The sequence below is a fragment of the Armatimonadota bacterium genome (genome assembly GCA_039679645.1).
GTDB lineage: Bacteria > Armatimonadota > UBA5829 > UBA5829 > UBA5829 > UBA5829.
The window spans coordinates 12479-33309 of record JBDKUO010000068.1; the positions used below are offsets into that span (position 1 = coordinate 12479).

At 54.4% G+C, this 20831-nt stretch carries 24 protein-coding genes; all 24 read right to left on the reverse strand.

Annotation, left to right across the window (positions count from 1 at the left end; translation table 11 throughout):
* Window positions 1-19 precede the first annotated feature (19 nt).
* Window positions 20-3769 carry a hypothetical protein gene (locus tag ABFD83_14760; GenBank protein ID MEN6358331.1) on the reverse strand — a complete coding sequence of 1250 codons (3750 nt, stop codon included), beginning with the start codon at window positions 3767-3769 and terminating at the stop codon, window positions 20-22.
* Entirely contained in the window at window positions 3769-3951 is a 183-nt protein-coding gene (locus ABFD83_14765) for a hypothetical protein (GenBank protein ID MEN6358332.1), read from the reverse strand. Before ABFD83_14765 ends, ABFD83_14760 begins: the two co-directional genes overlap by 1 nt.
* The gene (locus tag ABFD83_14770; protein ID MEN6358333.1) at window positions 3948-6185 is read right to left on the reverse strand and encodes a hypothetical protein; all 2238 of its coding nucleotides are present in this window, start codon (window positions 6183-6185) and stop codon (window positions 3948-3950) included. Before ABFD83_14770 ends, ABFD83_14765 begins: the two co-directional genes overlap by 4 nt.
* On the reverse strand, window positions 6182-7813 hold the full coding sequence (locus ABFD83_14775; protein MEN6358334.1) for a hypothetical protein: 1632 nt from the start codon (window positions 7811-7813) through the stop codon (window positions 6182-6184). Before ABFD83_14775 ends, ABFD83_14770 begins: the two co-directional genes overlap by 4 nt.
* 6 nt (window positions 7814-7819) lie before the next feature.
* Window positions 7820-8389 (reverse strand): hypothetical protein, encoded by a 570-nt coding sequence (locus ABFD83_14780; protein MEN6358335.1) that lies wholly within the window; start codon window positions 8387-8389, stop codon window positions 7820-7822.
* Window positions 8390-8404: 15 nt separating this feature from the next.
* Window positions 8405-8833 (reverse strand): hypothetical protein, encoded by a 429-nt coding sequence (locus ABFD83_14785; protein ID MEN6358336.1) that lies wholly within the window; start codon window positions 8831-8833, stop codon window positions 8405-8407.
* A 10-nt stretch (window positions 8834-8843) separates the two neighbouring features.
* Window positions 8844-9602 (reverse strand): hypothetical protein, encoded by a 759-nt coding sequence (locus ABFD83_14790; GenBank protein MEN6358337.1) that lies wholly within the window; start codon window positions 9600-9602, stop codon window positions 8844-8846.
* Complete coding sequence (locus ABFD83_14795) at window positions 9586-9852, reverse strand: hypothetical protein (protein MEN6358338.1); 267 nt, start codon at window positions 9850-9852, stop codon at window positions 9586-9588. The genes ABFD83_14790 and ABFD83_14795 overlap by 17 nt, the downstream gene beginning before the upstream one ends.
* Window positions 9853-9862: 10 nt before the next feature.
* Complete coding sequence (locus ABFD83_14800; protein ID MEN6358339.1) at window positions 9863-10309, reverse strand: hypothetical protein; 447 nt, start codon at window positions 10307-10309, stop codon at window positions 9863-9865.
* Between the two features lie 77 nt (window positions 10310-10386).
* Window positions 10387-10887 carry a hypothetical protein gene (locus tag ABFD83_14805; protein MEN6358340.1) on the reverse strand — a complete coding sequence of 167 codons (501 nt, stop codon included), beginning with the start codon at window positions 10885-10887 and terminating at the stop codon, window positions 10387-10389.
* Between the two features lie 2 nt (window positions 10888-10889).
* The gene (locus ABFD83_14810) at window positions 10890-11327 is read right to left on the reverse strand and encodes a hypothetical protein (GenBank protein MEN6358341.1); all 438 of its coding nucleotides are present in this window, start codon (window positions 11325-11327) and stop codon (window positions 10890-10892) included.
* Between the two features lie 72 nt (window positions 11328-11399).
* The gene (locus tag ABFD83_14815) at window positions 11400-12323 is read right to left on the reverse strand and encodes a Mu-like prophage major head subunit gpT family protein (protein MEN6358342.1); all 924 of its coding nucleotides are present in this window, start codon (window positions 12321-12323) and stop codon (window positions 11400-11402) included.
* A gap of 13 nt (window positions 12324-12336) precedes the next feature.
* The gene (locus ABFD83_14820; GenBank protein MEN6358343.1) at window positions 12337-12795 is read right to left on the reverse strand and encodes a hypothetical protein; all 459 of its coding nucleotides are present in this window, start codon (window positions 12793-12795) and stop codon (window positions 12337-12339) included.
* Between the two features lie 2 nt (window positions 12796-12797).
* Window positions 12798-13862 carry a hypothetical protein gene (locus ABFD83_14825; GenBank protein ID MEN6358344.1) on the reverse strand — a complete coding sequence of 355 codons (1065 nt, stop codon included), beginning with the start codon at window positions 13860-13862 and terminating at the stop codon, window positions 12798-12800.
* Window positions 13859-14209 (reverse strand): hypothetical protein, encoded by a 351-nt coding sequence (locus ABFD83_14830; GenBank protein ID MEN6358345.1) that lies wholly within the window; start codon window positions 14207-14209, stop codon window positions 13859-13861. Before ABFD83_14830 ends, ABFD83_14825 begins: the two co-directional genes overlap by 4 nt.
* Before the next feature lie 11 nt (window positions 14210-14220).
* On the reverse strand, window positions 14221-15102 hold the full coding sequence (locus ABFD83_14835; GenBank protein MEN6358346.1) for a hypothetical protein: 882 nt from the start codon (window positions 15100-15102) through the stop codon (window positions 14221-14223).
* Window positions 15068-16471, reverse strand: a complete 1404-nt coding sequence (locus ABFD83_14840) for a hypothetical protein (GenBank protein ID MEN6358347.1) — start codon at window positions 16469-16471, stop codon at window positions 15068-15070. Before ABFD83_14840 ends, ABFD83_14835 begins: the two co-directional genes overlap by 35 nt.
* Window positions 16472-16473: 2 nt before the next feature.
* The gene (locus ABFD83_14845; protein ID MEN6358348.1) at window positions 16474-17850 is read right to left on the reverse strand and encodes a terminase family protein; all 1377 of its coding nucleotides are present in this window, start codon (window positions 17848-17850) and stop codon (window positions 16474-16476) included.
* The gene (locus ABFD83_14850) at window positions 17826-18053 is read right to left on the reverse strand and encodes a hypothetical protein (GenBank protein ID MEN6358349.1); all 228 of its coding nucleotides are present in this window, start codon (window positions 18051-18053) and stop codon (window positions 17826-17828) included. The genes ABFD83_14845 and ABFD83_14850 overlap by 25 nt, the downstream gene beginning before the upstream one ends.
* 3 nt (window positions 18054-18056) lie before the next feature.
* Entirely contained in the window at window positions 18057-18503 is a 447-nt protein-coding gene (locus ABFD83_14855) for a hypothetical protein (protein ID MEN6358350.1), read from the reverse strand.
* Entirely contained in the window at window positions 18500-18976 is a 477-nt protein-coding gene (locus ABFD83_14860) for a terminase (protein ID MEN6358351.1), read from the reverse strand. The genes ABFD83_14855 and ABFD83_14860 overlap by 4 nt, the downstream gene beginning before the upstream one ends.
* A 313-nt stretch (window positions 18977-19289) precedes the next feature.
* Window positions 19290-19796, reverse strand: a complete 507-nt coding sequence (locus tag ABFD83_14865; protein MEN6358352.1) for a hypothetical protein — start codon at window positions 19794-19796, stop codon at window positions 19290-19292.
* Window positions 19797-19890: 94 nt separating this feature from the next.
* A complete protein-coding gene (locus ABFD83_14870) occupies window positions 19891-20268 on the reverse strand; it encodes a VRR-NUC domain-containing protein (protein MEN6358353.1) in 378 nt (125 codons plus the stop codon).
* A complete protein-coding gene (locus ABFD83_14875) occupies window positions 20265-20717 on the reverse strand; it encodes a hypothetical protein (protein ID MEN6358354.1) in 453 nt (150 codons plus the stop codon). The genes ABFD83_14870 and ABFD83_14875 overlap by 4 nt, the downstream gene beginning before the upstream one ends.
* Window positions 20718-20831 lie beyond the last annotated feature (114 nt).

Consider the following 20831-nt stretch of genomic DNA (forward strand, 5'->3'; position numbering starts at 1 on the left):
CCCTCCTAGAATAAATACTTTAACTCAGCGACTGCCAGTGCTCGCCGTTATCTAGGCTGTAATACTGCAAATTGTCCCCATTGGCGTTCTGATACATCACCCGCCACGATCCATGCGCATCTGCCACCGCGTCCAAGGCTGGTGTTTGCTCATCGACGGCCGAAGCGATGGTGTAGGGACCAAAAAATGTAAGCGCGGCGTCATGCGACCGGTAGGCCACAAGATTGCTATCGGAGTTTAGTCCCACGGCCATCACCACCCCCGTCAAGGGGTGGGCGACTACCCTTACGTTCTTAACATTTGCGAGCAATGTCTTTACCTCCTTGCTGATGAACCCGTCCCGACTATAGGCAGCCTTGGTATCGCTGCCGGAGGTCCAGGCGATTCCCCAGACGCCACGCCCATCGGGAACCTCAAATACGCAGGGACTTCTCACGTCCGAGGATAGCTCAAGCACGCGCTCCTCCGAGTGCGTCATCCCGCAGTCGTATGTCTGAAAGACTGAGATGCGATCAGCAGTTGCCATGGCCAGGGCCCCGACCCCGGTCTTACGACTATGCCGATGATCCAGGGCGATCTTTCCAGCGGATACGATCAGCCCGGCGACCCGCGTCCATAATCGATTGGCGACGTAGAGGCTGGTCGGTTTTTCATCACCACCCCCCCTAGCAGTCACCATTCCTTCCGTGTTTACCGCCACAGACTGAAAAAATCCGCATGCGTTAGACTGAGCTGTGGTGGTCTCAATATAGCTTGGCGAGGCGTTTGGCGTTGCGATCTGCACGTCCCCCTCGCCCGGCCTACCATTTGTTTTCCACGCCAGTCCCCATATTTGCCCGCGATACTGCTTCTGAAACGAGTTCACCTTCCCGGTCGATCCGGGGAAGTGTGACCAGGCCGATACCCAGGGCTGTAAATCCAAGCCGACATGACCGTTAGCGTCAGCGTAATGTATACCGCTCTCAAGCCAGGTGGCGAAGTCGTTCTCCTGCGCCCAAGCATTCTGACCCCAGCTCGTCTTGGGCGTGATCGTCACGACACCGTTGAGGGGAAAATTTGCCGGAGTTGCATAATCATCCTGTGGGCAACCACCCCAACCACTGCCCGGCGCCGATATGTTGCGAATGCGCTCCGGTAAAAACGTATACACCATATCGTAATCAGGCGGGGCGGCCTGGTGATAGCTGCAAATGCCTGCATAGAGTTCCCATATGACCGCGCCGTCCACGATCAAGTATAATTTTGGTATGGTGGCGATCTCGTCATCCGGATAGCCGCTCGCCGGATCATGCGTGATTACGCCTGTGCTAGGCCATGCAGGATCGTAAATATCTCGAATATCGTTCCAGGCGGGCTGATGGGGCAACACAAACACTGCTGCAAATCCGCCCTCGGCACTCGTGCGCCTGTAGAGCCGGACGTGCTCAAGCCAGTATTCGCAATCAGGTGTCGGGCACTCTATTTTGAGGCTAACAATTCGCCCAACACCCCAACCTGCCGGAAACTCCCAGTCATAGGTCGAATCGTTGTTCCGCTTCGCTCTCTCGTCCACGTCATCCCAAAGGCGTTTGTCGAACGGCTGCTCGTAGGGAATGATGGACTGCTGAGTGCTGACCTCGTGCTCCCCGGCGCTGTCCGGTCTGCACAGGTCTATAAACGATGCGTGGTATGGCAGCCAACAACCAAGATCAAGGTCAGGTGCAGTCGATGAGCCAACGGCGTGCATACAGGTATAGACAATCGAGTTGTATAAGACATGATCGCCCTGCTTGTATGACCCGCCGGACTCCCAATCAACACCCTCATCGTATACCAAGTCCCATCGATGCTGTCCGATGTTGAGTTTTGCGGTCGCGCCGTTGACGCTCGCCCGCCATTTGACGACAGCAAACCGTGTGCCGGTCAGACGGATGTTGTCCGAGAGCATATCGGAGTCCTCGATATAGGCTGCAGTCACACCCTCACCGACTGTTACATGCTGTGTGCTATCTACCACGTCTGTTGTGCAGTTGTTTGCTGCCCACGTCGGCGTTATAAATTGCAATGGCGGATTGGCAACCAACCCCGTTGACACAAAATCAAACTGCAGCGCGTCGGCGGTGTCAAAGTCACTGCACCGGACAAGTATTTCGGTATCGTAATATGCTGGGCTGTCCGTCGCCCATAAAGGCTCGCCGTCCGACGTATACATCGGGTTTCCGTTGTCATCGCGCATCTGCTGAGGGAACGGTTGCCAACACGGGTGGGATGGATGTTCCCCGCTCTTTGTATAATTGTTCTTGAACACACGCAAATCAGTTATAGAGATAATGGCAAGGTTTTCGCCTGTGACGACTTTTGCTAACCGCAATGTGCCCGACGCAATAGCCGGAGCAGTCGCGCCGTTCGCGAGGACGGTATAAAGCAGCGTCGCGGAACTGTCGATATCGATATAGATATCCCGCGAATCTGGGTGATTATAGTAAGCGTCCTCTGAGAGTGTCGCCGTGTTTCCGCCAATGTGCGCGACGCCTGCGGCAATCATAATGTTGCCATAACCCTCCTGCACCACAAAGCCGCTTTCCACATAATCATTCTGAGCTGTTTCCCCCCACACACTCGGCACGTTCTTCGCTATCAGATGTCCGTGCTCTAGGTAATCTGTGAGCGCCGCAATGCTGTTCGGCAAGTCACCGTCTGTCGCGTTCAGAAAGCGCTCCTCCGTGCCGCTGGAGTCCCAGACGGAACCGAGGAAGCTGACCATACCGGTATATGTAATTGTCCCTCCGTCAGAGTCAAATTCGATTAACTCGGTATCGCCTACATGCTTCTCGTTTGTCAGGATCACAATGTCGTTGCGAGCTTCGCCGTCCATGTTCTGCACTTGCCCGGCATAGTCCACTGTGTATGCTCCGCAGTAATCGTGAATGGCAGCCATCGCCTTACCGTGACTGTCCTCCAGTGTGCATGCTGCACGTAATGACACACTGCCGTTTCCGACATTCACCTCGGCTGTTAGATAGCCGCCACTACCACCATAGTCATAGACCGTGCACGAATCCGAGCGCGTGCACGCGCATACGCCGGTCGAGCGTGAATAGGTTGCCGACGCATATGTGGTCATCGACGTTGCAACCGATTTGTTTGGCAGGCCCTCCTCTACGGTGTATACGCCGTCACTGTATGTGATCTTGCCGTCGGGGTACAGCAGTGAGCACGAGGCCTCTATCTGCTGATTTGTTGCCCCATCTGGATACGTGGTGTCAAACTCCACGGTCTGACCGCCCATCGAGACCACCCAATGCAGGGACGTATAGACATCCTTGACCGTTACCATGCTCGCGCCCATGATGTTGGCAGCAGACCCGACGCGGCCCTTGCCGGGATACAGTCCTCCAGAGGCGTTTTGCGTAAAATCCGCGTAACGACGTAAAGTCCCGCTGCAAGATACGCTGAACGATCCCCCGCCGCCATCAATAACAACTATCGCCTCATCGGGGCTAAACGACCCCGGGCCGCCGCCGCCGTCCCAGCGCAGGGTATGACCCCTGTGAACATCGCCGCCGCCGATTATCACATGATTTTCGTCGTAGATGTAGGGGTCTTGCCAAACGCAAGACCCAATGCTAAACGACTTTCCCGCCAGCGATATGCCGACCGAGCCGCACGAAACATTATCCAGATACACCCCGCCATCGGGACGGTCAGACAGGTCGTATAGCAAGATCGCGCTGCCCGACGCGCTCAAAGAAAGTGTGCCAACGTTGTTATTTACGAGTAGGTACGACATTAGTTTCGCACCTCAAGCTCCACGCGGTCGCCCCAGGTTATGTCGCCCTGCTGGATCGCCTGGGTGACGTAGCTCGCCGGGCGGTTCTGGGCTGCGGTGATCTTGACCCGCCGCGTATCCAGAGCGAGTTCTCTCGCGTAGCGCTCTCTCAAATTGGCCAAAAAGACTTTTTGCGCTCTCACAGTATGACCCTCCCCGTGTAGGTGGTGCTCTCGGTCGTCTCTAGCGCCTTGATACTTTCGGCGTCGGTCGAAAGCTCAACAATCTCGACGTCGCAGACCCCCTCTAAGGTCCAACGTGTGCCTATCGCCAAGTCGGAGTTAAATGGCCCTCGCCAAGACACGGTGATATACGGACGGAAGCCCTCTGTGGCCATCTTGGTCAGGCAGTCGTTCAGCGCGGCCATGGTGTTAAGATCGAAGTTGATCAGAACGGCCTGATCACGCTCCCCCACGTAGCTGAGTGGCTTGGGGTTCTCCGCACATTCGATGCTGATGGGGTTGACGGCCTCGTTGGCGATGGTGTCGCCCTTGTCCGTCTTGCCGATCACATACAGAGAATTGCACTCCGGCGGCTCGGCCTCAATTTCATATTCCTCGCTCATCCACGGTTCGCCGTTCATTATCTGTTGCAGAGTAGGCAGCTTTTGAATAACGCCCTGGCTTGAGGTTGGCGTCGTATCGGCTCCAATTTGCCAATAACCATTTCCACGATAGCGAGCCAACCAGTGAGGAGAGAAGTTCTCTATAATGTACTCAAAGAACTCCCGCACAGGCGTGTTGGGCTCCGGCTGCGACTTGAACCCCGGGCTGTCCTTTTCCTTTGGGTCGTCCGTGTCCTGCCCCTGTAAGCTGGACTGCGGAAGAAGCGTCGCACACGCCTCTATGGATATCTTCTCGTCAGGAAAGCCGCACAGCCGCAGAAGCCAATTGAGAGCATCGGTGACGCTGAGGTTTCCGTAGCTGGCCGACCATAGAAAGCGCTTCTTTGTGAGCCGAAAGACCCCGTAGTTGACTCCTGTGAGCGTGATCCGGTTGTATTGTCGCCGACAAGTGGTCTTGGGTTTGGAGAACATAACCCGCATGTAGTCGACGCCGTCGATCACCAGCTTGCCGTTAAGTCGGGTGCGCCACGTCAGATCGCTAATCGCCGAGTCGGTAAAATCGTCCATCACCTCTGCCGTAAGCGTCTGCGAATCCCAGTCTTTGCCGTCTTCGATACGCAGGCTTAAAATCTTGCTCTCGGGGATAGTGATGACTGTCGGCGTCCTATGCCCGACTAGCTCAGGAAACACTAGGTGGTATCCGTCGACCCAGGGCGTGCATGTTCCATCACCCGATAAAGTTAATTTTGTCTTAAATGTTCGCCGCGTACCATCAGCTACAAAAGCGTTCCCATCAGCATCTAGCACCTCCGAAGTCACTGCGGGAGTACCGTAAGTGCGAGACCATATCTCCGTGACAAGTGGCATCTGCGTCGGAAAGTAGGGCAGCTGATCTTGAGTATCAGTAAACGTCCCGCTCGTCGGATAGCCGATCAACGACACCGATAATTTGACCGCGTGCGAGTCGTTTCCGTCGACATAGACCCCGAACTTGCCAGCCTTGGTGATCTGGTAGGTGTTGTCGACAATGGTCGCTTCGTGATGCGTGTAGACGTCGTGAAATATTTTGCCCCCGCTCTGCATCATGAAGAGGATGTTGCCGCGCCCAAATGGGATGATGTAAAGGTGCATAGCCGCGTTGGGTATAAAACCGATAATACTGCTCGACATGCCTTTCGGGTCAGCGAATGTTCCAAACTCCTTTACGTGCACCCAGTGAGAGGGGTCGCAGGAGCCATCCGTGCTCCACATAAGATCGGTCCCACCATCTGTATGCATTCGAAGCATAAAATCGCCAAACTTAAAACCTAGATAGTCATGAGCAAATGTTCCAAAATAGGCGGTCGATTCGATGCCCAGGTGATAGCCCTGATTGACGGGATATGAGTCCTTGCTCACGATAACCGGCACTAATTCATGTCCTGACTCCAGACTGGCTTTGGGCAAATCTGCTATCGCGACGGACAGCAACGTGTTTATGAGTCCAAAGTTTGCGCCGCCCGTCGACATGATGGAGTGCGTGCCGCTGTTGGCCGGCAGCACCTGCGGATGTTCATGCCAGCAATCTGCCGCCAGGGACATCGCCGCAGCGTGTAGCCGCAGGCCGTCCGTGCTTGGCGAGTACCACGCCACCGGGTCGAGATTGAGTGGTTTTAGCATCAGGGTCCCCGTCTTGGGTTCCAGCATACAATTAGAGCCGATCTGCAAGGACCGTCCCGTGCGAAGGTCCTTGCACAGCCGACTCTTCTGATACCCCTCCTCGATGAGGACGTCGTAAGGAATATCTAGTTGTAGCTGATATCGGTCGCTCATCCGATGACCCCCGTCCCCATCGCGCCGTAAAGAGCACGCATCAGATCGCCCTGATTATATCGCCCCTGCATTCGCTTGCCGCCGCCGATCAGGATGGCCTTCTGATCCTTGCCCAGCTTTACGAGCTGTTCAAGCAGTTCGTTGGTTCGACTCTTGGGGTTGATCTGTCCCGTTGTGCCTCGCTCAGAATCAACCTTCTTTTGCACGTCTTCCCACTTGCTCTTGGCATCATACATCCCCTTGACTGCGCCGATGACAGCCCCGGCCGCCGCGCCCCAAGGACCTCCAAACGAGTATCCAGCCGCTGCACCCGCCACGCCGCCGCCGAGGGCACCGCCGCCAAGAAGCTTGAGGCCTCCCCACACTCGCGCCTTGGAGCCGTAGGGGGTCTTAGCCCACTTCTCGATGTCCTTGTCGTTACTGGTGGCGCTCGATATGGCTCCTCCGGCTAAAGCACCGATAATTCCGACACCAATTCTACCGATGGTGCTGCCGAGAACCTTGCCAATTACACCCTTAAAGCCTGCCGATGCCGCGGATTTTGCTCCGGCCGCGCCCGCCCCGGTTGCCGCAGCTGCGCCGGTGGCTGTGCCTGCCCCAGAGGCTGCAGCAGTTGCTCCAGATCCAGCTCCGGCCGTTGCGGCGGCTTTCTGAGCTGCGCCCGCGCCACGAGCCGCAATCGCGATCTCAATCCACATGTTTCGCAGGGCCTGTAGACCCGGCATGATGAGTGTGATCCCGCCGCCGACTACCGCGAGAGCCCCGGCTGCAAACAAAATCGCGCCTGCCGCACCGCCGGTGTGCTCATTGAGGGTCGTAAAGCTCTTGACGAGCGGTTTCAGAACCTTGTTGGTCGACGTGAGGATCGGTAGCATCCCTGCACCCATGGACTCGTTAAGACTATTTATCTCGACATCGAGTTGCTCTATCGCTCCGCCGTAGCCCTTGGCCGCCTCGGTTGCCTGGCCCTTGAATTTCTTGTCGAGCTCCTCCAGAATGGCCTTGTAGCCGATCTGTTTGTAGCGGTTCTCATCCACCATGACGCCGACCCGGCGGAGGGCTGTTATCATCCCCATGTGGCCCTTGCCGAGCATGATGGCGATCTGCTCCAGCGACATCTCCTCGCCCCCGAGCTTCTTGAGTCCCTCCTGCATGTCGAGCATTCGGGGCAGGTAGTCCTTGATTTCCTTTGAGCCCATGTGGAAACTCGCAAGGACAGCCGCCGCGTTGATGAGTTGTTCATCGCCGACAGCGGTCGTATCCTCAAGGCTCTTGGCGTAGCGGTCAACTTCCTTTGCAGCGGCGGCCCCGCCCTTGCCGGAAGCCGTAAGGGCAGTGCGAAGGCGACGCTCCGCGGCTGCCTGCATCGCGGCAGCCTCGGTCGCCTTGTGCATATAGGCAAGTATTCCGGCTCCAGCCCCCGATATCATTGCTCCCGCCATCATCATCTCGCCGCCGGAGATTCCGACGCGCTTGAACGCAGCCTGGGTCGCGTTCGCGTCCCCGGTCATACCCTTGAAGCAGCCGCCAATGATCCGGCTGCCCCGCTGAAACGTCTCCACCCCGGTCAAAGATACGTAGGTGTTGAAGTTCTCGCCGTTCTTGGCTCCCGCTGCGCCCAGTCCCATCTTTGATTACTCCCCTTTCGTCTTTTCGGTCTCTTCCTCTAGGGCCTTCTCCTTGAGAGCTTCCACGTCCAGTTCAGCCTCGACCTCAGCCGCGGCCAGGTATCGCATAAACTCTTCTTCCGAGACGGCGTCAAGCTCCGCCGGGAATCGCCCCAGCTTCTCGACGCAGACGGTGTAGAGGCGTCGCACGTAGGGGTTTTGTTTCATGGCGGTCTTTAGCCCCTCGTACATGTCTTGACTTCGATAGCTAAGGCTCAGCCCTTTTTCGATGATCTTGTCGGCGATTCCGTCGGCGATCTCAAGCAGATGTCCGGTGTCCTCCAGACTGAGTTTCGGCTCAGTCATAATATAGACGACGGACAGCAGGCGGTCCTGTTTTGAGTCGTAATGCGTCTTGCCCTTCTCATCAACGGGATGCGAGGCGGCCTGGATCGTTGCCATGCCGCCAATCGAAAAACCTCGCACGCGAACGGCCTTGTCAGGACCCAGTTCCGGGAGAAACAACACGTCCTCAGCCGGTCTTCCGTCTCTGAAAAACTCTTCCTTTGAAATTATTTTGGGGTTATCATCTGCCATTTGTTTGGCTCCTTTTTATATTGATCGGCCCGCGATGTAAACCGGGTCATCAGCCGCAACGAATGATATATCCTCATCAACCAACCCAGCAGGCATCGAGAGCGTGCCCTTCTCGACCCAGATTGGTCCCTCGAAAATCCGCGTCGAGGTGTCGTGCTCGTCTTGGTAGACTACGATGGTCGCAGGTGTCCGATTATCCCCCGCACTCGGGGTCGATGCGGCCAAATCGAGGACTGCGGCGATGCTTGACGGAATAGAATATCTCTTAGCGGTAACGCTAAAGTCGGCTTCGTCCGGGATGCGCTTCTTCCATGACCTTCCAAATGGACGAGGCTCCAGGAACGTGTTCGATATCTCCACCGTAACCTCGTAGGCGTCCATCAGTGTAACACCCCCGATTTTAACTTGGGCGTACTTCCCAGTCAGCTCCTGTGCAGCAGACATTTTCTTCTCCTTATTCTACCGGCGTTCGGTCGGTCTTGGTCTGAATCTTGAACGTATTGCCCGCCGCGCCCCCGGTGATCGTCACCGATGCCGTGTTTACGAGCTTCTTGCCGTTGGCCGCGATCAGGTTAACCTTGGTCCCCGTCGCGCCGTTCAGCGTCCCAGTGCAGTTGGTCGACGCGCCGTCCACATCGGTCGCCACCGCGGTGATCGCCACATTGGAGCAGGCCGCAGTGGCCTCAGCCTCTATGTCGGCCCCGCCGTAAAGGCTTGCGTCGATTGGCCCGCCGTCAGTGTAGGTTCCGGCCCCCGCGCCCGAGACGGAGAAGCTGCCGAGCAGCGTCACCGGCGGGTAGACATTGTTCGCGCTCAGGGCCACTCCCTGACTGCGGGCGAGTTCCGCGAATGACGGGGAAAACCTCGCCGCGTTGGCCGTAGCCATCAGGTCCAGGGTGTTGTGCGATACATCACCTCGATTTCTGAGGTGCGCCATCAGATTGTTGAGCGAGAACGCCAGCAGGCCGTAGAGGCTCTTCGCCCCCGCTTTCAGATTCTCAAGATGCTGAAGTTCGCCGGGCAGCAGGTCTGCCGCCGTAGATGCGTCGTCGCCGCCGGTCGGCGAGGCGATAGTTTGCACCCGCGTGACGTTGACCTTTGCCGCCTTGCTGATAGCTCCGGCCTCGACCCCCGTGCCGAACGCCGTCGCGATGCGGTCCAGTTGAACCCCCAGCGAGTCTGTCATGGCGAGTAGATTAGCCCAGGTTATCAATTGCGGTCACCTCCATTCCCTCGATCTGCCTGAGCTGAGTTGCCAACTCCGACAGTTTGTAGGGAAAATCCTCCGGCAGGTCGTGAGACGTTATCCTCAGCTCCTGCCCGGTCTCGATTACGAGGCCATTGTTGCTGTAGACCCGACGCACTCCTTCCGGCCCGACATCAAACTTTATGGCCAGCCCCTTTGGCTCCACGATACTCGTGGTCTTCGGTGCCTCGGTCTTATCTTCTGTATTAGCAGGCATTATTGCCCTCCTATGCTCCAGGAATGATTCCTGCACGCATAGCGCGCACGATTCCCTCCCGGTAAAATTGTCTTGCTTGTGAACCCATAGTCTGAATAGCCCGTGTTCGCCAAGGCGCTGGATAACGACATTTCATGTCGTGACGAGCTGCCGCATAGCCACTATCGTTGAAGATAACCCCCAGGTAGGCCGACGCGATCCGCATTCGCTCTGATCGCCGCAGGTTGCCTGACCGATGCCAGGCCGGTTTCTTGCCCTCGCGCGTCTCTGACATGGTTCGAGAGTTCAGGAAGTTCTTACGAGCGCTAAACCGTCGCCCATCCGAGTCCGCTTTACGCTTGCGTTCGATCTGTGTCTCCATGCGGTTGGGGATAGGCTTATCGTAGATCATCTCTTTCAGGTTCTTGCGCGATTCTTGATAGATCGCGGCGGTAGCTTTGGCCGTGGCCGCCCTCATCTCCGGGGCAATAGCTTGTTCTCGACGCTGCCAGGCGCGCGATAATTGTTGAGCATTTGATCGTATGCCGACGTTTATCATGGCAGATAAGACCCGTTTGAATCTTCGAGAGTTTCCCAGAGAGCAGTCAGCCCGCCGCTTTTTGAATCCGTGTCAGGAGTGCTCGTCACAAAAGCGGGAAGTGCGAATCCCACGTCTCCCTCGGGTTGGATGTCATACATTGCGAAGATGTCCTGTGCGCGTTTACGGTAATCATCCCGCAGCGCGGCGGCCTCCTCCGGGTCGATATACTCCCGAGGAAGGTCTGAGCCCACAAAACCGATCATGGTCGCCGTGATGGCCTGCCAAATCACCGCCAACGTCGCCCAGGTTACCGAGTTCTTGAGCAAGATCGCGTCGTCGTCGCTCGCCGCGGTGTAAACATCCCCGAGTTGCTTGCGATAAAGCGCATCGACCACGGTGATCTCCCTTTCGCAGAGCGCGATCATCTCGTCCTCTGTGTCAAATTTTGGAAAGTAGGCAAGAAGCAACTGCCCCTCGTCCACCACTTCCTGGCCGGTCGGCTTAACGGTTGCCATAACTAACTATCCTCTCCTGATTGAGGCTTCCGAGTCTTCGACTTCGAGTCATCGCTCTTACTCTCGACTTTAGTCCTGGCCTGAACTTCGCCATCGGCGACTACCTCGGACGAAGCAGTTACCTCCGTCTCCGGTTCCGCCGTTGCGCCATCCGGAGTAGGACCCTCTTCTAACTGTGTCTGATCGCCCTCTGGTCTGGGCTGAAGCTCGGCCTCACCCACGCCTGGATCGTCCTCAATCTTGATCTCGGCCTCAGGCTTCGCCTCAGACTGGGCATCTTCCTCGATCTCGACCTCCTCGACAACCAGCGCAGGATCGTCTTCAATCCCCGGCGGCAACCTATCGATGTAGGTCCATTCGCTCGCCGACCAGAACCGCCCCGCGGCATACCAGCCGTCCTCGCCCTTGTGTTGTTTTATGGCTTTTACTCTGTAAAGCATCGTGTTCTCCTAACAATTCAGGCGAGACCGTTAAGCCTCGCCTGATGATCTTTAGCTCAATTGGTTATTAGTCTAAGTGACGATGCTGCCGACCGCGTTCTGCCACAAGCCGTAGCCCACATTGAAGCGCTCTCGGACGCCATACGTATAGCAATCAGTCATGAAGCCGATCTCCGAGGCGGCCTCAAGAGACCGGAGCTCCACAGCATCACTCTGTTGCAGAATAAGCGGCTTTATGACGCCCTTGGTGCAAAGTAGAAACCAGTCGCTGCTGTCGGTCAGATACGGGTTGACTTGAAGATCAACAATACCCTGGAGGGTATTCTTTGCCAGGTTAGCCGTAGTAGTGCCCTCCCCCGGATAGTAGACCGACTCAAGCAGCTCGCGTGCAGTAAACTGCAGGGCGGGCGGGACCACGAGCATGTCAGGGATAATCCCCAGGAGTTCGCCATTCTCATCCTTGAAACCCTCCATCAGGAGGATAGCCGCGATCAGGGAGCTCTTGCTGAGAGCGTCGGTAAGTTTGTTACTCTGAACCGGGCTCTTCGGGTTGTTGGGTTCCTGGTGAGTCGTGTCGAAGAAGTACTTGCCGTCATAGCATTTGTTTGTTGCACCAGCAGCTAGAGTCTGGAGAACGAGCTTGCCCTTGAATCGAGCAGCTTGCTGTGCAAGGCTCTGCACACGCAGTTTGACCTGGCCATACTGGTCAGCGTCAATGACCTCGCGCTCAATTGCAAGTGTGTCTTCCCACTTCTTGTTCTTGATAGTATAGTCGTGGGCCACAAGTCCCTGCGGAACCCTGCGGTCCTTGAACTCGCGCATGCCCTTGGTCGGGCCAAGCCAACCATACTTCTCTCCGTCGCGCCCATCGCCACTCGGGGCAATGGTAACGATGCGCTGATATTGGTTGTCAGTCTCGGCCTCCAGGGCCATAAAAAATAAGGTCTTCAGGGCATCCTGAAGAACCTCTTGAACATTACCTTTGGTTATCGGCATCTATGTCTCCCTCCTAGCTAGCGGCCGCCTGGGTCACCCCGGCATATCCGTCAATGCTGATTCTAACTTCGGTCGCGCTGATAACCTCAACGACGCGACCGACCTTACAGCCCAAATTAGCGGGCGCGGTCTTGGTAACCGTGGCATTATCCGCCGTGGCCCCGAGGTCCATATAGACCTCCTGCTGTAGCCATGTCTGGTCCGCGCCGGAGCACTTCATCACGTGTGCGCCCTTGCGGCTCACACGGCATTCAAGGTCTCCTGCTGCACCACTTGAGTTGTCGATCCCCTCGTAACTCACACCCGAATATGGCATACTCGCCGTCCCGGAGAGAGGGTTCAGGTAGCCAGTGCTCGGAGCTACCCCTACGAGGCCTCCCTGGCAAATCTTAACCGCAGCCATTTTGAGTGAGAGGACATCGTCCATCTTTCCTTGGGTATCGCGATTTTGCGAAATTGCTGCCCAGGCCATAATTACTTACCTCCCTCCACCTGCTCAGCCGTTACGCCGAGACCGGCATAGATTTTGCCCTTAATGTCATCAGAGAACTGGCTTCCCTCGCCGTCCCCATCGTCCTTGGTCTGCTTAGCAGGCATCTTGTCCACCATTTCTGCGAAGGTCTTCGCGCTCTCCCCTCCGGCTGCCATAAGAGCCTCGGCAAATGGCACCATCTCAGGGGTCAGTTTGCCCTCATCAGTCCACTGTTTGACCCTGTCGACCCGGCGTTCACTGTGGAACTGAGCCACGGCCTCAGCGCTTGACTTACAGATATCAACCAAGGGCTGAATCTGCGCAGAGAACTGAGCTTTGAGAGTCTCTGTAAAGCTTTGCATCGCCTCGTCGACGATCTTCCTTACTTCTTCTGCATTCATACTTGTAGTAGTCCTTTCTGCGCTTTCGCGCTTTGGTTGCCATACCTGTTCCATTTCCACAGGCTCGCCCAACACCAATGTCCCATCCACAACTGAGAATGGGTATTTGAAATATCTCCCATCGCCTTTCTGAACTATTGCTGAATCCTCATAGAGAGGATATAAGCTAATGCTATAGTCGTCCGACCCGGTGCCTAGCTTCGCACGAAACAGAGAGGTTACCTGATCATCAGTCAAGCCATCCCAACCCATTTGGACAACCGAACCGGTGAATGTTATGCGTCCATCTGCAAAAACGGACGCCGATGCAACTCGCGGATTTTGCACGATAGAGACCTCAAGCAGCCGATCCTTTTCGCGAGGAATCGTAACTGAGACTTTCTTCGCCTTAGCTGCTTCCATCAGGCTCCAGACATGAGCCGGAGTTCGCAAGGTCCCCATGAGTTCCTTGCCCTTTCGATAGACATTTTTGACAATGCCCATTGCGCCATCGAACGGGGTCGGAACATGCTCGATTCCAATTGGAGCCTCGGTGGTATTCGCAACGATATTATCAAGATCGTCTTCGGTCACCTCGATATCCTTGTCGGGGTAGGACCCTGCCTCAAATAGCTTGACCGGACGTTCGATAAAGTCATCAGTGCTGAAACTAATAGCTTTATTCATTTCTTTCCTCCCTTACCGTAGCGCTCCACGTCCTCAGGGGTAACGCCCAGACCGTCATAAATCTTCTGGGCTTCGGAATCCGCAGGGAGTTCACTCACCCGCGTTGAAATCTGAGACATAGCGACAGGTGGGCGATAATTATCCCAACGTTTCTTGTATTCATTGAGGACTCGCTGCAGCTTCAATACATCGGCTCCCTCCGTCGCAAATGTCGCGGATTCAGGTTCTCCGATCAGCTTGCCGATCCGCCGGATTTCACCCTTGAGGAAGCGCACGTAACGTTCACCATCACGAGCCTGCTGCTTCAATTTCAGAAAGTCACTCTGGCTCATCTCGATCTTGTCCATATCGAACTCCTTTACAGGTCCTCGGTCCCCACATATGCCTGGCAAATCTCGCAAGCTGTAGCTGCAATGTCATATATGACTGCGTTCTTCTCAGCATCGATTGTCAATGCGCACAGGCAATTAGGATGAAATGGTGGCTTCTCGCTTGTTGCATCACGGAATCCCTGGGCCTGAAATTCATTTACTTGGCCTTGGTTCTGGGCAGCCGAGACCTCCGTCCTGGCCAGTCGCTCAAATTCCCAACCGCGATATGCATCAAATTGCTGAGATAATTGACGGCCTACGTCAATCGGACTCATACCTGCGTCCATAGCGCCGAGTAGCATCCCCTGGATATCGTCTTTGACACCCTCAAGGCGCAACTGCCCATTCTCTGAAAGCCGCTCAAACGCCTCGTTGAGCATCTTCTTTACGCCCTCGCTGTTGCGGTCCGGGAGAGCCTTTGTCGCATCGGCCCCAGCTATTTCGTCAGCTCGATTGCCCCCAATACTATATGCAAAACGATCCCACTGCTGAATAAGCCCATCGGAACTCTCGCTTCCGATAAATCCCAATGCCGACCGGTCACGCCCGGCCATAGCATCCAGGAAGTCATCAATAGCCCAGTCAATCTGCTCTTGCTGTGCAGCCGAATATTCAAAATGCGGTTCTGCCTCAAAACTGATCGAATCTATTTGGCGTGTTTTTTGTTTTGATGATAGCTTCGCGGGAAGTTTAAGCGCTCTCCATATGCGCTTCTCTAAAATATCAACCTGAGCCTGAATGTCGGCATGAAATTTGCCAATCGCTTTAGCTATCCGAGGGTCCTTTGGTGACTCATCTGTTCCAATCGAGGCCTGGGCGTCACTGATGGCAAACTTAATAAGTGAATGACCTTGGCAATGTTCCATCATCTGCCCCTTTCGGCAACTGGTTACTCAGTGCCTGATTAGGGTCCTGTAGATCGCCGTTTGGTGTTGGCTCGTCTATCCCCCCTGAGGGACCCAAGACAGTAACCGCCGTCGGAGTGTCTTTCTGCTCGGCAATCTCGCCGTCGAAGCGCTCACCCAAGACATATTCTGCATACTGCTCCTGGGTAAAGATTCCATTGCGCCAGAGCGAGGTTCCGACTGTCTCGCGCGTCTTGTCGGCATTAGCCTGCGCATATTCGGCCTGGGCGGTCTGAACGGCGTCCTGTAGAGACACAGCATTCCACTTGAGGTCAAACTCACCCTCGCGTCCGGTCAGGTCTAACCAGCGTTGAATTATAAACTTTGCAGTATAGAGGCTTTCATCTTGCACTGAGTTGATGTAGGAAATCAGCACGTCGGCCTGTTGTGTAGAAAGCCTCTCCGTGGTGCTCCAATTGAACCCGAGCATCCAAGAGGGCAGACCAGTGCGGCCTACAATCTGCTCCAAGAGGGCCTTGCCGTCGATAGAAAAGTCGAGTGTCTGTCCATCTGCGCCAATAACACTGACTGTGACCGCGCCCGAAGTGAAGAAATCGCGCACTTCGCCTTTCTTGCGGGCTTTCATAGCCTTGTTGAAGTTAGCCTCGAAAGCCTTCATTATTCCAGCAGTCTTTTGTCCGCTGGAATCAGAAAATCCCTCGGGCGGCGTCCAATTAACGTGAAACGCAGGAACGCCAAAGCGCTCCCAGTTCTTGCCAAGGGACTCTTCCATCTTCATGAATATCTCGGCCGTGAACGGCAGGCTTGCAAACAGTGACCGTCCGTTCGGGTTCGCATCAGCCTCGTGAACACTGACAGTAATCCAGTTTCGATCCAGGACAACCGGCAGACCTTGGCCCTGCTGACGCTGCGCAACGTCGACTTCTAAATTGCCTCTGCCCGAAGGCTTGAAGACAATTGTCTCACTCTCTATGTTTGCAAGCGCATAGATGTCATCTCCCGCATTGTTGGGCACGATCTCTATCGCAGCAGGTCCATATTGCAAGCGCTGTCTAATCTCAGAACGCAGAGCAGTCATCAGCCCATTTTGCACGTGATTGACTTTGACATTCTCCATAAATGTCTCGATATCAGACTTGAGTGGCTCGTCCGTGACGACTTCCAGTGTTCCGCAGAGTCGTGCTGTTTGACTTAATGCCAGATCAAGGCAAGGGATAGCATCCCGCATCAGCTTGTAGAGTTTGTATGGCTGATCGTTAGGGACCTCATAGAATGCATTCAGCCAGGGAGAATCCCATGAAGCTCTTGACTGGCTCGTCCCTGTTGAGATTGGCATCGGCTTCTTACCGATGTAAAACTTGCCGATTCGCATTCCTATCCTCCAAGGCGATAAATACTACCTCGTGATTCACCCGCAGATGAATAAGCGCCAAAACCGCCGTCACCTTCCACCATCAATTCAGTAAGAGCCCAAACCAGAGCATCGAGTCGGTTAGGACTTTTTCCGCTGGTGGGAACCCAATTACATAACTCGTCTTCAAGTTCGGCGAACGCGCCGACGTGATGAACGAAACCCTGTTCGTAAAATGCTGCTATCGGTTCCGCCCGTGTGTATTTGCCTCTACTCGCCCAAAGCTTCTTGGTTGCGACATTCTGATCAACTGATTTGATCGTCAATATGACCATCTCGCCGCCATTATTGACCTCTGCAGCAATCCGATCCGCTTGGTGTTCCCAATATCCCGCTATTGCAGCAGATGCCCATTCGAGAGGACCACCCTGCAAACTCTTATCCTCAAGCACATAAGCATGACCGTTTTCAGCCAACCCGACGATGAGGATACCGGCCTCGTCCGCATCCTCTGCCGTCGAATCCGAAACAGCGGGGTCAACCCCCACAACCACTCTTATTAGTGACGGAGCGGACCGAACTCGTAGAGCATCGATCATTGATCGCTTCCAAAGAGCACCAGGCACGTCTGTTAGAAGTTTTGCGTGGAGTTCCTGCAGACCTAATCGCGTGCCCTCATAGCGTTTGACCACACGCTGAATGAAATTTGGTGATAGATTTGCGTAATTGTCATACGTCGAGCCTGAAGTCACTACTGTCTGTGGGTCCTGAACCAAATCTCGAATGAGTTTCGTCGGTCTCGGCGTCGTTGTTGCACAAGCTTGAGGCTGAGGACCTAGCCTGAGACCAAACTCCATATTGCTCCAGGTTTCATCAGCATACTTCCACTTGGCCGGTTCATCGGTCCAAGCAGTATCATGCTGTGGTCCTCGGAGCTGGTCGGGGTCCTCTCCCGAATAAGCGATTGCAATAGCTCCATTCGGCCATGTCAATCGCCGTTTAGACGGCTCGTATACGGGCATGAACCACGGCGGCGAAATCTTTAGTATCGATGATTCCCCGGCCTCGATCATAACATCGCGCACATCGGCGGCGGTTTCGCCGATCAGTGCAGCATGGCCGAATCGTCCACTTTTCATGCGGGCAATAACCCACTCTGCACCAGTTCGCGTTTTCCCGAACCCGCGTCCTGCCATGATGAGCCAGCAAAACCAATCGCCTGGAGGAGGCAACTGCGCAGGACGCGCCCAAAACGCCCAATCGTAGATAAGAGTCTCTGCATCTGCTTCGCTGAGTGAGCCTAGGTAGGCCAGTCGCTCCTCCAGCGACAACTTGATAAATCGAGCGGCGAGCGACTCTTCGGCCTCTCGCCCACTCAGAGTATTCCTGCCTGCTTCCATGCGTCGAAGAACCGTTTGTAGCCCTTGGTCGTGCCGTCGCCATTATCGTCTGCGGCGCAAAGCTGGGCGTAACTGCCGTCTGTGGAGCCGAAGAATGACTCGAAGTCGACAATGTCAACCATCTGTAGAGCATCCAACCGTATCGTTGCACCGTCGTTAATGAGCAAGCCTGCCTCACCAAGTTTACTGATTAGTTGATTCATCTGTTATACTCCGATTCCGGCCATCTTGAGCCAGTAGTTGCTCACCGAACTACCCGTGTTTTTAATACGTAATTTCAGTGTCTTGCCAAAAGGCGAGGACCCACTGATCATGTTGTCCTTCCATTCGGTTGCAGCAGTTGTTAATACGCCGCCGATGGAGAGTTCGGATGTTGATACATGTCCCTCGTCATCGGCCCTGCTATAGTATAGTGATCCTATCTCGCTAGATTTGTAGAAAAAATGTAGATAGGCCATCCAGTCGGCATTATCCACAGTCACGTAGTCTGTGTATGCCCCGACAGCTATCCCGTAACCATTATCACCTTCTGCGTCCGCCTTGAAGAGATTAACGAAACCAGCGTATTTGCGCCGGGTTATGACCGCACCGGACTGATCTGCTGCAACATCTACCAACTCTTTTGTTTTTGTGTCTATTGCGGTTATTATCATTTTTCTTCACCTGTGTTTTGAGCATTATCCATGCGATCAGATAACCTATCGAGCATATCTATAAGCCGCTCTTTGGCCGAACAATCATTAATTGGAGCGCCATCCTTGCCCGTGAGCTCAACAGAGTGGTTGTCTCTAAACTTCTCCGGTTTTCGGCTCTTCATGAGGAACATCAACAGGGTGTCGGAATAGCGCCTGATATGGCCGACCTCCTCGCCCTGATAGAACACCGGCTCCAGGCAACCAGTCACAGCTCTTCGGTGAGCTTCAACTTCCATCGCATCGACTGCGGATTCGAGAGCGTCTTCCCACTCAGCCTCAAATTTAACATCTTCTGATTTATGTTTATATGCTGTAGCTCGAACTATTCCCGCAGCGCTGCATGCCGTTGACACAATACCTGTCTCGCTGAGCGCTTGGAGAAAGATTTCCCTCTTCTTCTTTGAAAAGCGAGCAATTTTTGATGCAGACATATCTACCTCGCTACCCGCACGTATTTACCAGCCTGTGCTTTGCCTCGGCGCCGCTGATCTTCTTTACGTGCAGCGTTGATCTGAGCAATTGGACTGAGAGCCTCACGAGCCTCTTTTCGCTGATTGGTAGTGTTTGGTTGATAGCTCATAGTTGTAAAAGTAATCCCAGCATATAGCCAGAGTCGAAATATAATTAAATGGGAGGGCCCGATACTGTCGCTTATGCGCCCGCGTCGGGCCGCGCGGGGAGATGATAGTAAAACAACATACACCTATAAGCTCTAAACTGGCTCAGGGGGCGACCATTTTGAGCCTAAAAACGCTGCCTGCTTGAGCGTGAAGAAAACATTTTTGAGCGTGAAATTGGGGGGCGACCACTTTTTTTGTTTTCTTGCGTATCAATCCATTCTTCATATGTATTAGTCAGGTGTTCCCGCATTGCTGCCCACGGAAAAGTCTCAAGCATTACAGTAAGAAGCCCCCGTCTTTTTGGTTGATATAAACTTATCTTGTCCAGTGCAGCCACGCGAGACTTCTGAACATTTCGCCTTGTGCAATCAAACCGCTCTGCTATCTCATAATCACTATTGCCGAGCAGATGACATACCAGCACGACAAGCTGCCAATCCGTAAGCCCTCCGCGCTGCCGTCGTGACCAGCGGATCATCTTGCGAACTTCCCGCCACAATAGGCCGGTGACGCCGGGGTCTTTACATATGTCACTGACATACGAAAACGGATCGCAAGCCTTTTCCCACAGACCCGCACCTACTGCAAATACATCCTCAATATCCTCAATCGCTATCGTTCGCCTTGCCATCTTCCCTTTCGCCTCCTGCGTATATGTGGTATAATATGCTCGTCTGATTTACTACATCTTGAGGCGCTCACGGAAGATCGTGGGCGTTTTTGTTTTATTTGGCCTTTTGGCCTCTTGCTACAAGTTCAACTTCTTGCCAATCCTCCGGCAGCCGCCAAACATAGACCTCTTGATTCGCAGCAATCAAAGCATCTATCCACTCCTGCTGTTCATCAGTGACTTTCCGCCGCTTTGTTTTAAGCTCAGCGATTACAAGCCTCTTGAAACTAAAGTGGACTGCCCAAAGGTCGGGAAATCCTGCCTGGTCACGTTTTGGTTTTTTCGCGTGATAACAAAGCCATCCATAACGTCTGAAAAGTTGCTCGACCTTTGCTTGCCACAGCGTTTCAGTAGCGTCAGGACTGGGCAGCTTGATCTCACCACCACGCTGATATTCGCGATATTGTTCGGTTGTCCAGATTTCCTGATTCACTGCCCGAGCCTCCCCGGCAGCATCCTTGGCAGCTCGCCATTAGCCGCAAACCTGCACAACTGCGCTTCGGCTAAATCACCGATTCTGCCATGCCCAGGCAGCATCGCGTAGCTCAGAAACTCGCCCTCAAATGTCACGTCGCTATCTTCCGATGCCGACTCGACTATGAGCACTTTGGCCTTTACAATCAATGCCAGTTCACGCCACCGCCGTCTGCATTCGCGCTCCCAAGCGTCTTTTTGTTGATCTGATGTTCTGCGTGAATAACCGGTTCCGCATCGGCGGAGCTTGAACTCAGCATCATCAACAGCAGGTAGAAATACCTGCATGCGATATGGTCGTCTATTTCTCTCGAACACAGCGGTAGCACCGCCGTCATATGCACCAATAAGGATGTTTTCACAACCGAACCGCTCCAAAATCTTTCGGATTTCAGGAGGCTGTCTCAAAATTATTTTCTAAAACATTGAGAATCAGGCATGGATTGATGTGTTGGATGTCGAACTCCTATATATGAGGAGGTTGCCATGCCACAGTTCAAAGAAATGCCGATGCCACCTGAT

Bases quoted from the DNA above. Each gene is read 5' to 3' on its own strand.
- ABFD83_14760 (MEN6358331.1), bottom strand. From the start codon at position 3,769: ATGTCGTACCTACTCGTAAATAACAACGTTGGCACACTTTCTTTGAGC.
- ABFD83_14770 (MEN6358333.1), bottom strand. From the start codon at position 6,185: ATGAGCGACCGATATCAGCTACAACTAGATATTCCTTACGACGTCCTC.
- ABFD83_14775 (MEN6358334.1), bottom strand. From the start codon at position 7,813: ATGGGACTGGGCGCAGCGGGAGCCAAGAACGGCGAGAACTTCAACACC.
- ABFD83_14780 (MEN6358335.1), bottom strand. From the start codon at position 8,389: ATGGCAGATGATAACCCCAAAATAATTTCAAAGGAAGAGTTTTTCAGA.
- ABFD83_14785 (MEN6358336.1), bottom strand. From the start codon at position 8,833: ATGTCTGCTGCACAGGAGCTGACTGGGAAGTACGCCCAAGTTAAAATC.
- ABFD83_14795 (MEN6358338.1), bottom strand. From the start codon at position 9,852: ATGCCTGCTAATACAGAAGATAAGACCGAGGCACCGAAGACCACGAGT.
- ABFD83_14800 (MEN6358339.1), bottom strand. From the start codon at position 10,309: ATGAGGGCGGCCACGGCCAAAGCTACCGCCGCGATCTATCAAGAATCG.
- ABFD83_14805 (MEN6358340.1), bottom strand. From the start codon at position 10,887: ATGGCAACCGTTAAGCCGACCGGCCAGGAAGTGGTGGACGAGGGGCAG.
- ABFD83_14810 (MEN6358341.1), bottom strand. From the start codon at position 11,327: ATGCTTTACAGAGTAAAAGCCATAAAACAACACAAGGGCGAGGACGGC.
- ABFD83_14815 (MEN6358342.1), bottom strand. From the start codon at position 12,323: ATGCCGATAACCAAAGGTAATGTTCAAGAGGTTCTTCAGGATGCCCTG.
- ABFD83_14820 (MEN6358343.1), bottom strand. From the start codon at position 12,795: ATGGCCTGGGCAGCAATTTCGCAAAATCGCGATACCCAAGGAAAGATG.
- ABFD83_14825 (MEN6358344.1), bottom strand. From the start codon at position 13,862: ATGAATAAAGCTATTAGTTTCAGCACTGATGACTTTATCGAACGTCCG.
- ABFD83_14830 (MEN6358345.1), bottom strand. From the start codon at position 14,209: ATGGACAAGATCGAGATGAGCCAGAGTGACTTTCTGAAATTGAAGCAG.
- ABFD83_14835 (MEN6358346.1), bottom strand. From the start codon at position 15,102: ATGATGGAACATTGCCAAGGTCATTCACTTATTAAGTTTGCCATCAGT.
- ABFD83_14840 (MEN6358347.1), bottom strand. From the start codon at position 16,471: ATGCGAATCGGCAAGTTTTACATCGGTAAGAAGCCGATGCCAATCTCA.
- ABFD83_14845 (MEN6358348.1), bottom strand. From the start codon at position 17,850: ATGGAAGCAGGCAGGAATACTCTGAGTGGGCGAGAGGCCGAAGAGTCG.
- ABFD83_14850 (MEN6358349.1), bottom strand. From the start codon at position 18,053: ATGAATCAACTAATCAGTAAACTTGGTGAGGCAGGCTTGCTCATTAAC.
- ABFD83_14855 (MEN6358350.1), bottom strand. From the start codon at position 18,503: ATGATAATAACCGCAATAGACACAAAAACAAAAGAGTTGGTAGATGTT.
- ABFD83_14860 (MEN6358351.1), bottom strand. From the start codon at position 18,976: ATGTCTGCATCAAAAATTGCTCGCTTTTCAAAGAAGAAGAGGGAAATC.
- ABFD83_14865 (MEN6358352.1), bottom strand. From the start codon at position 19,796: ATGGCAAGGCGAACGATAGCGATTGAGGATATTGAGGATGTATTTGCA.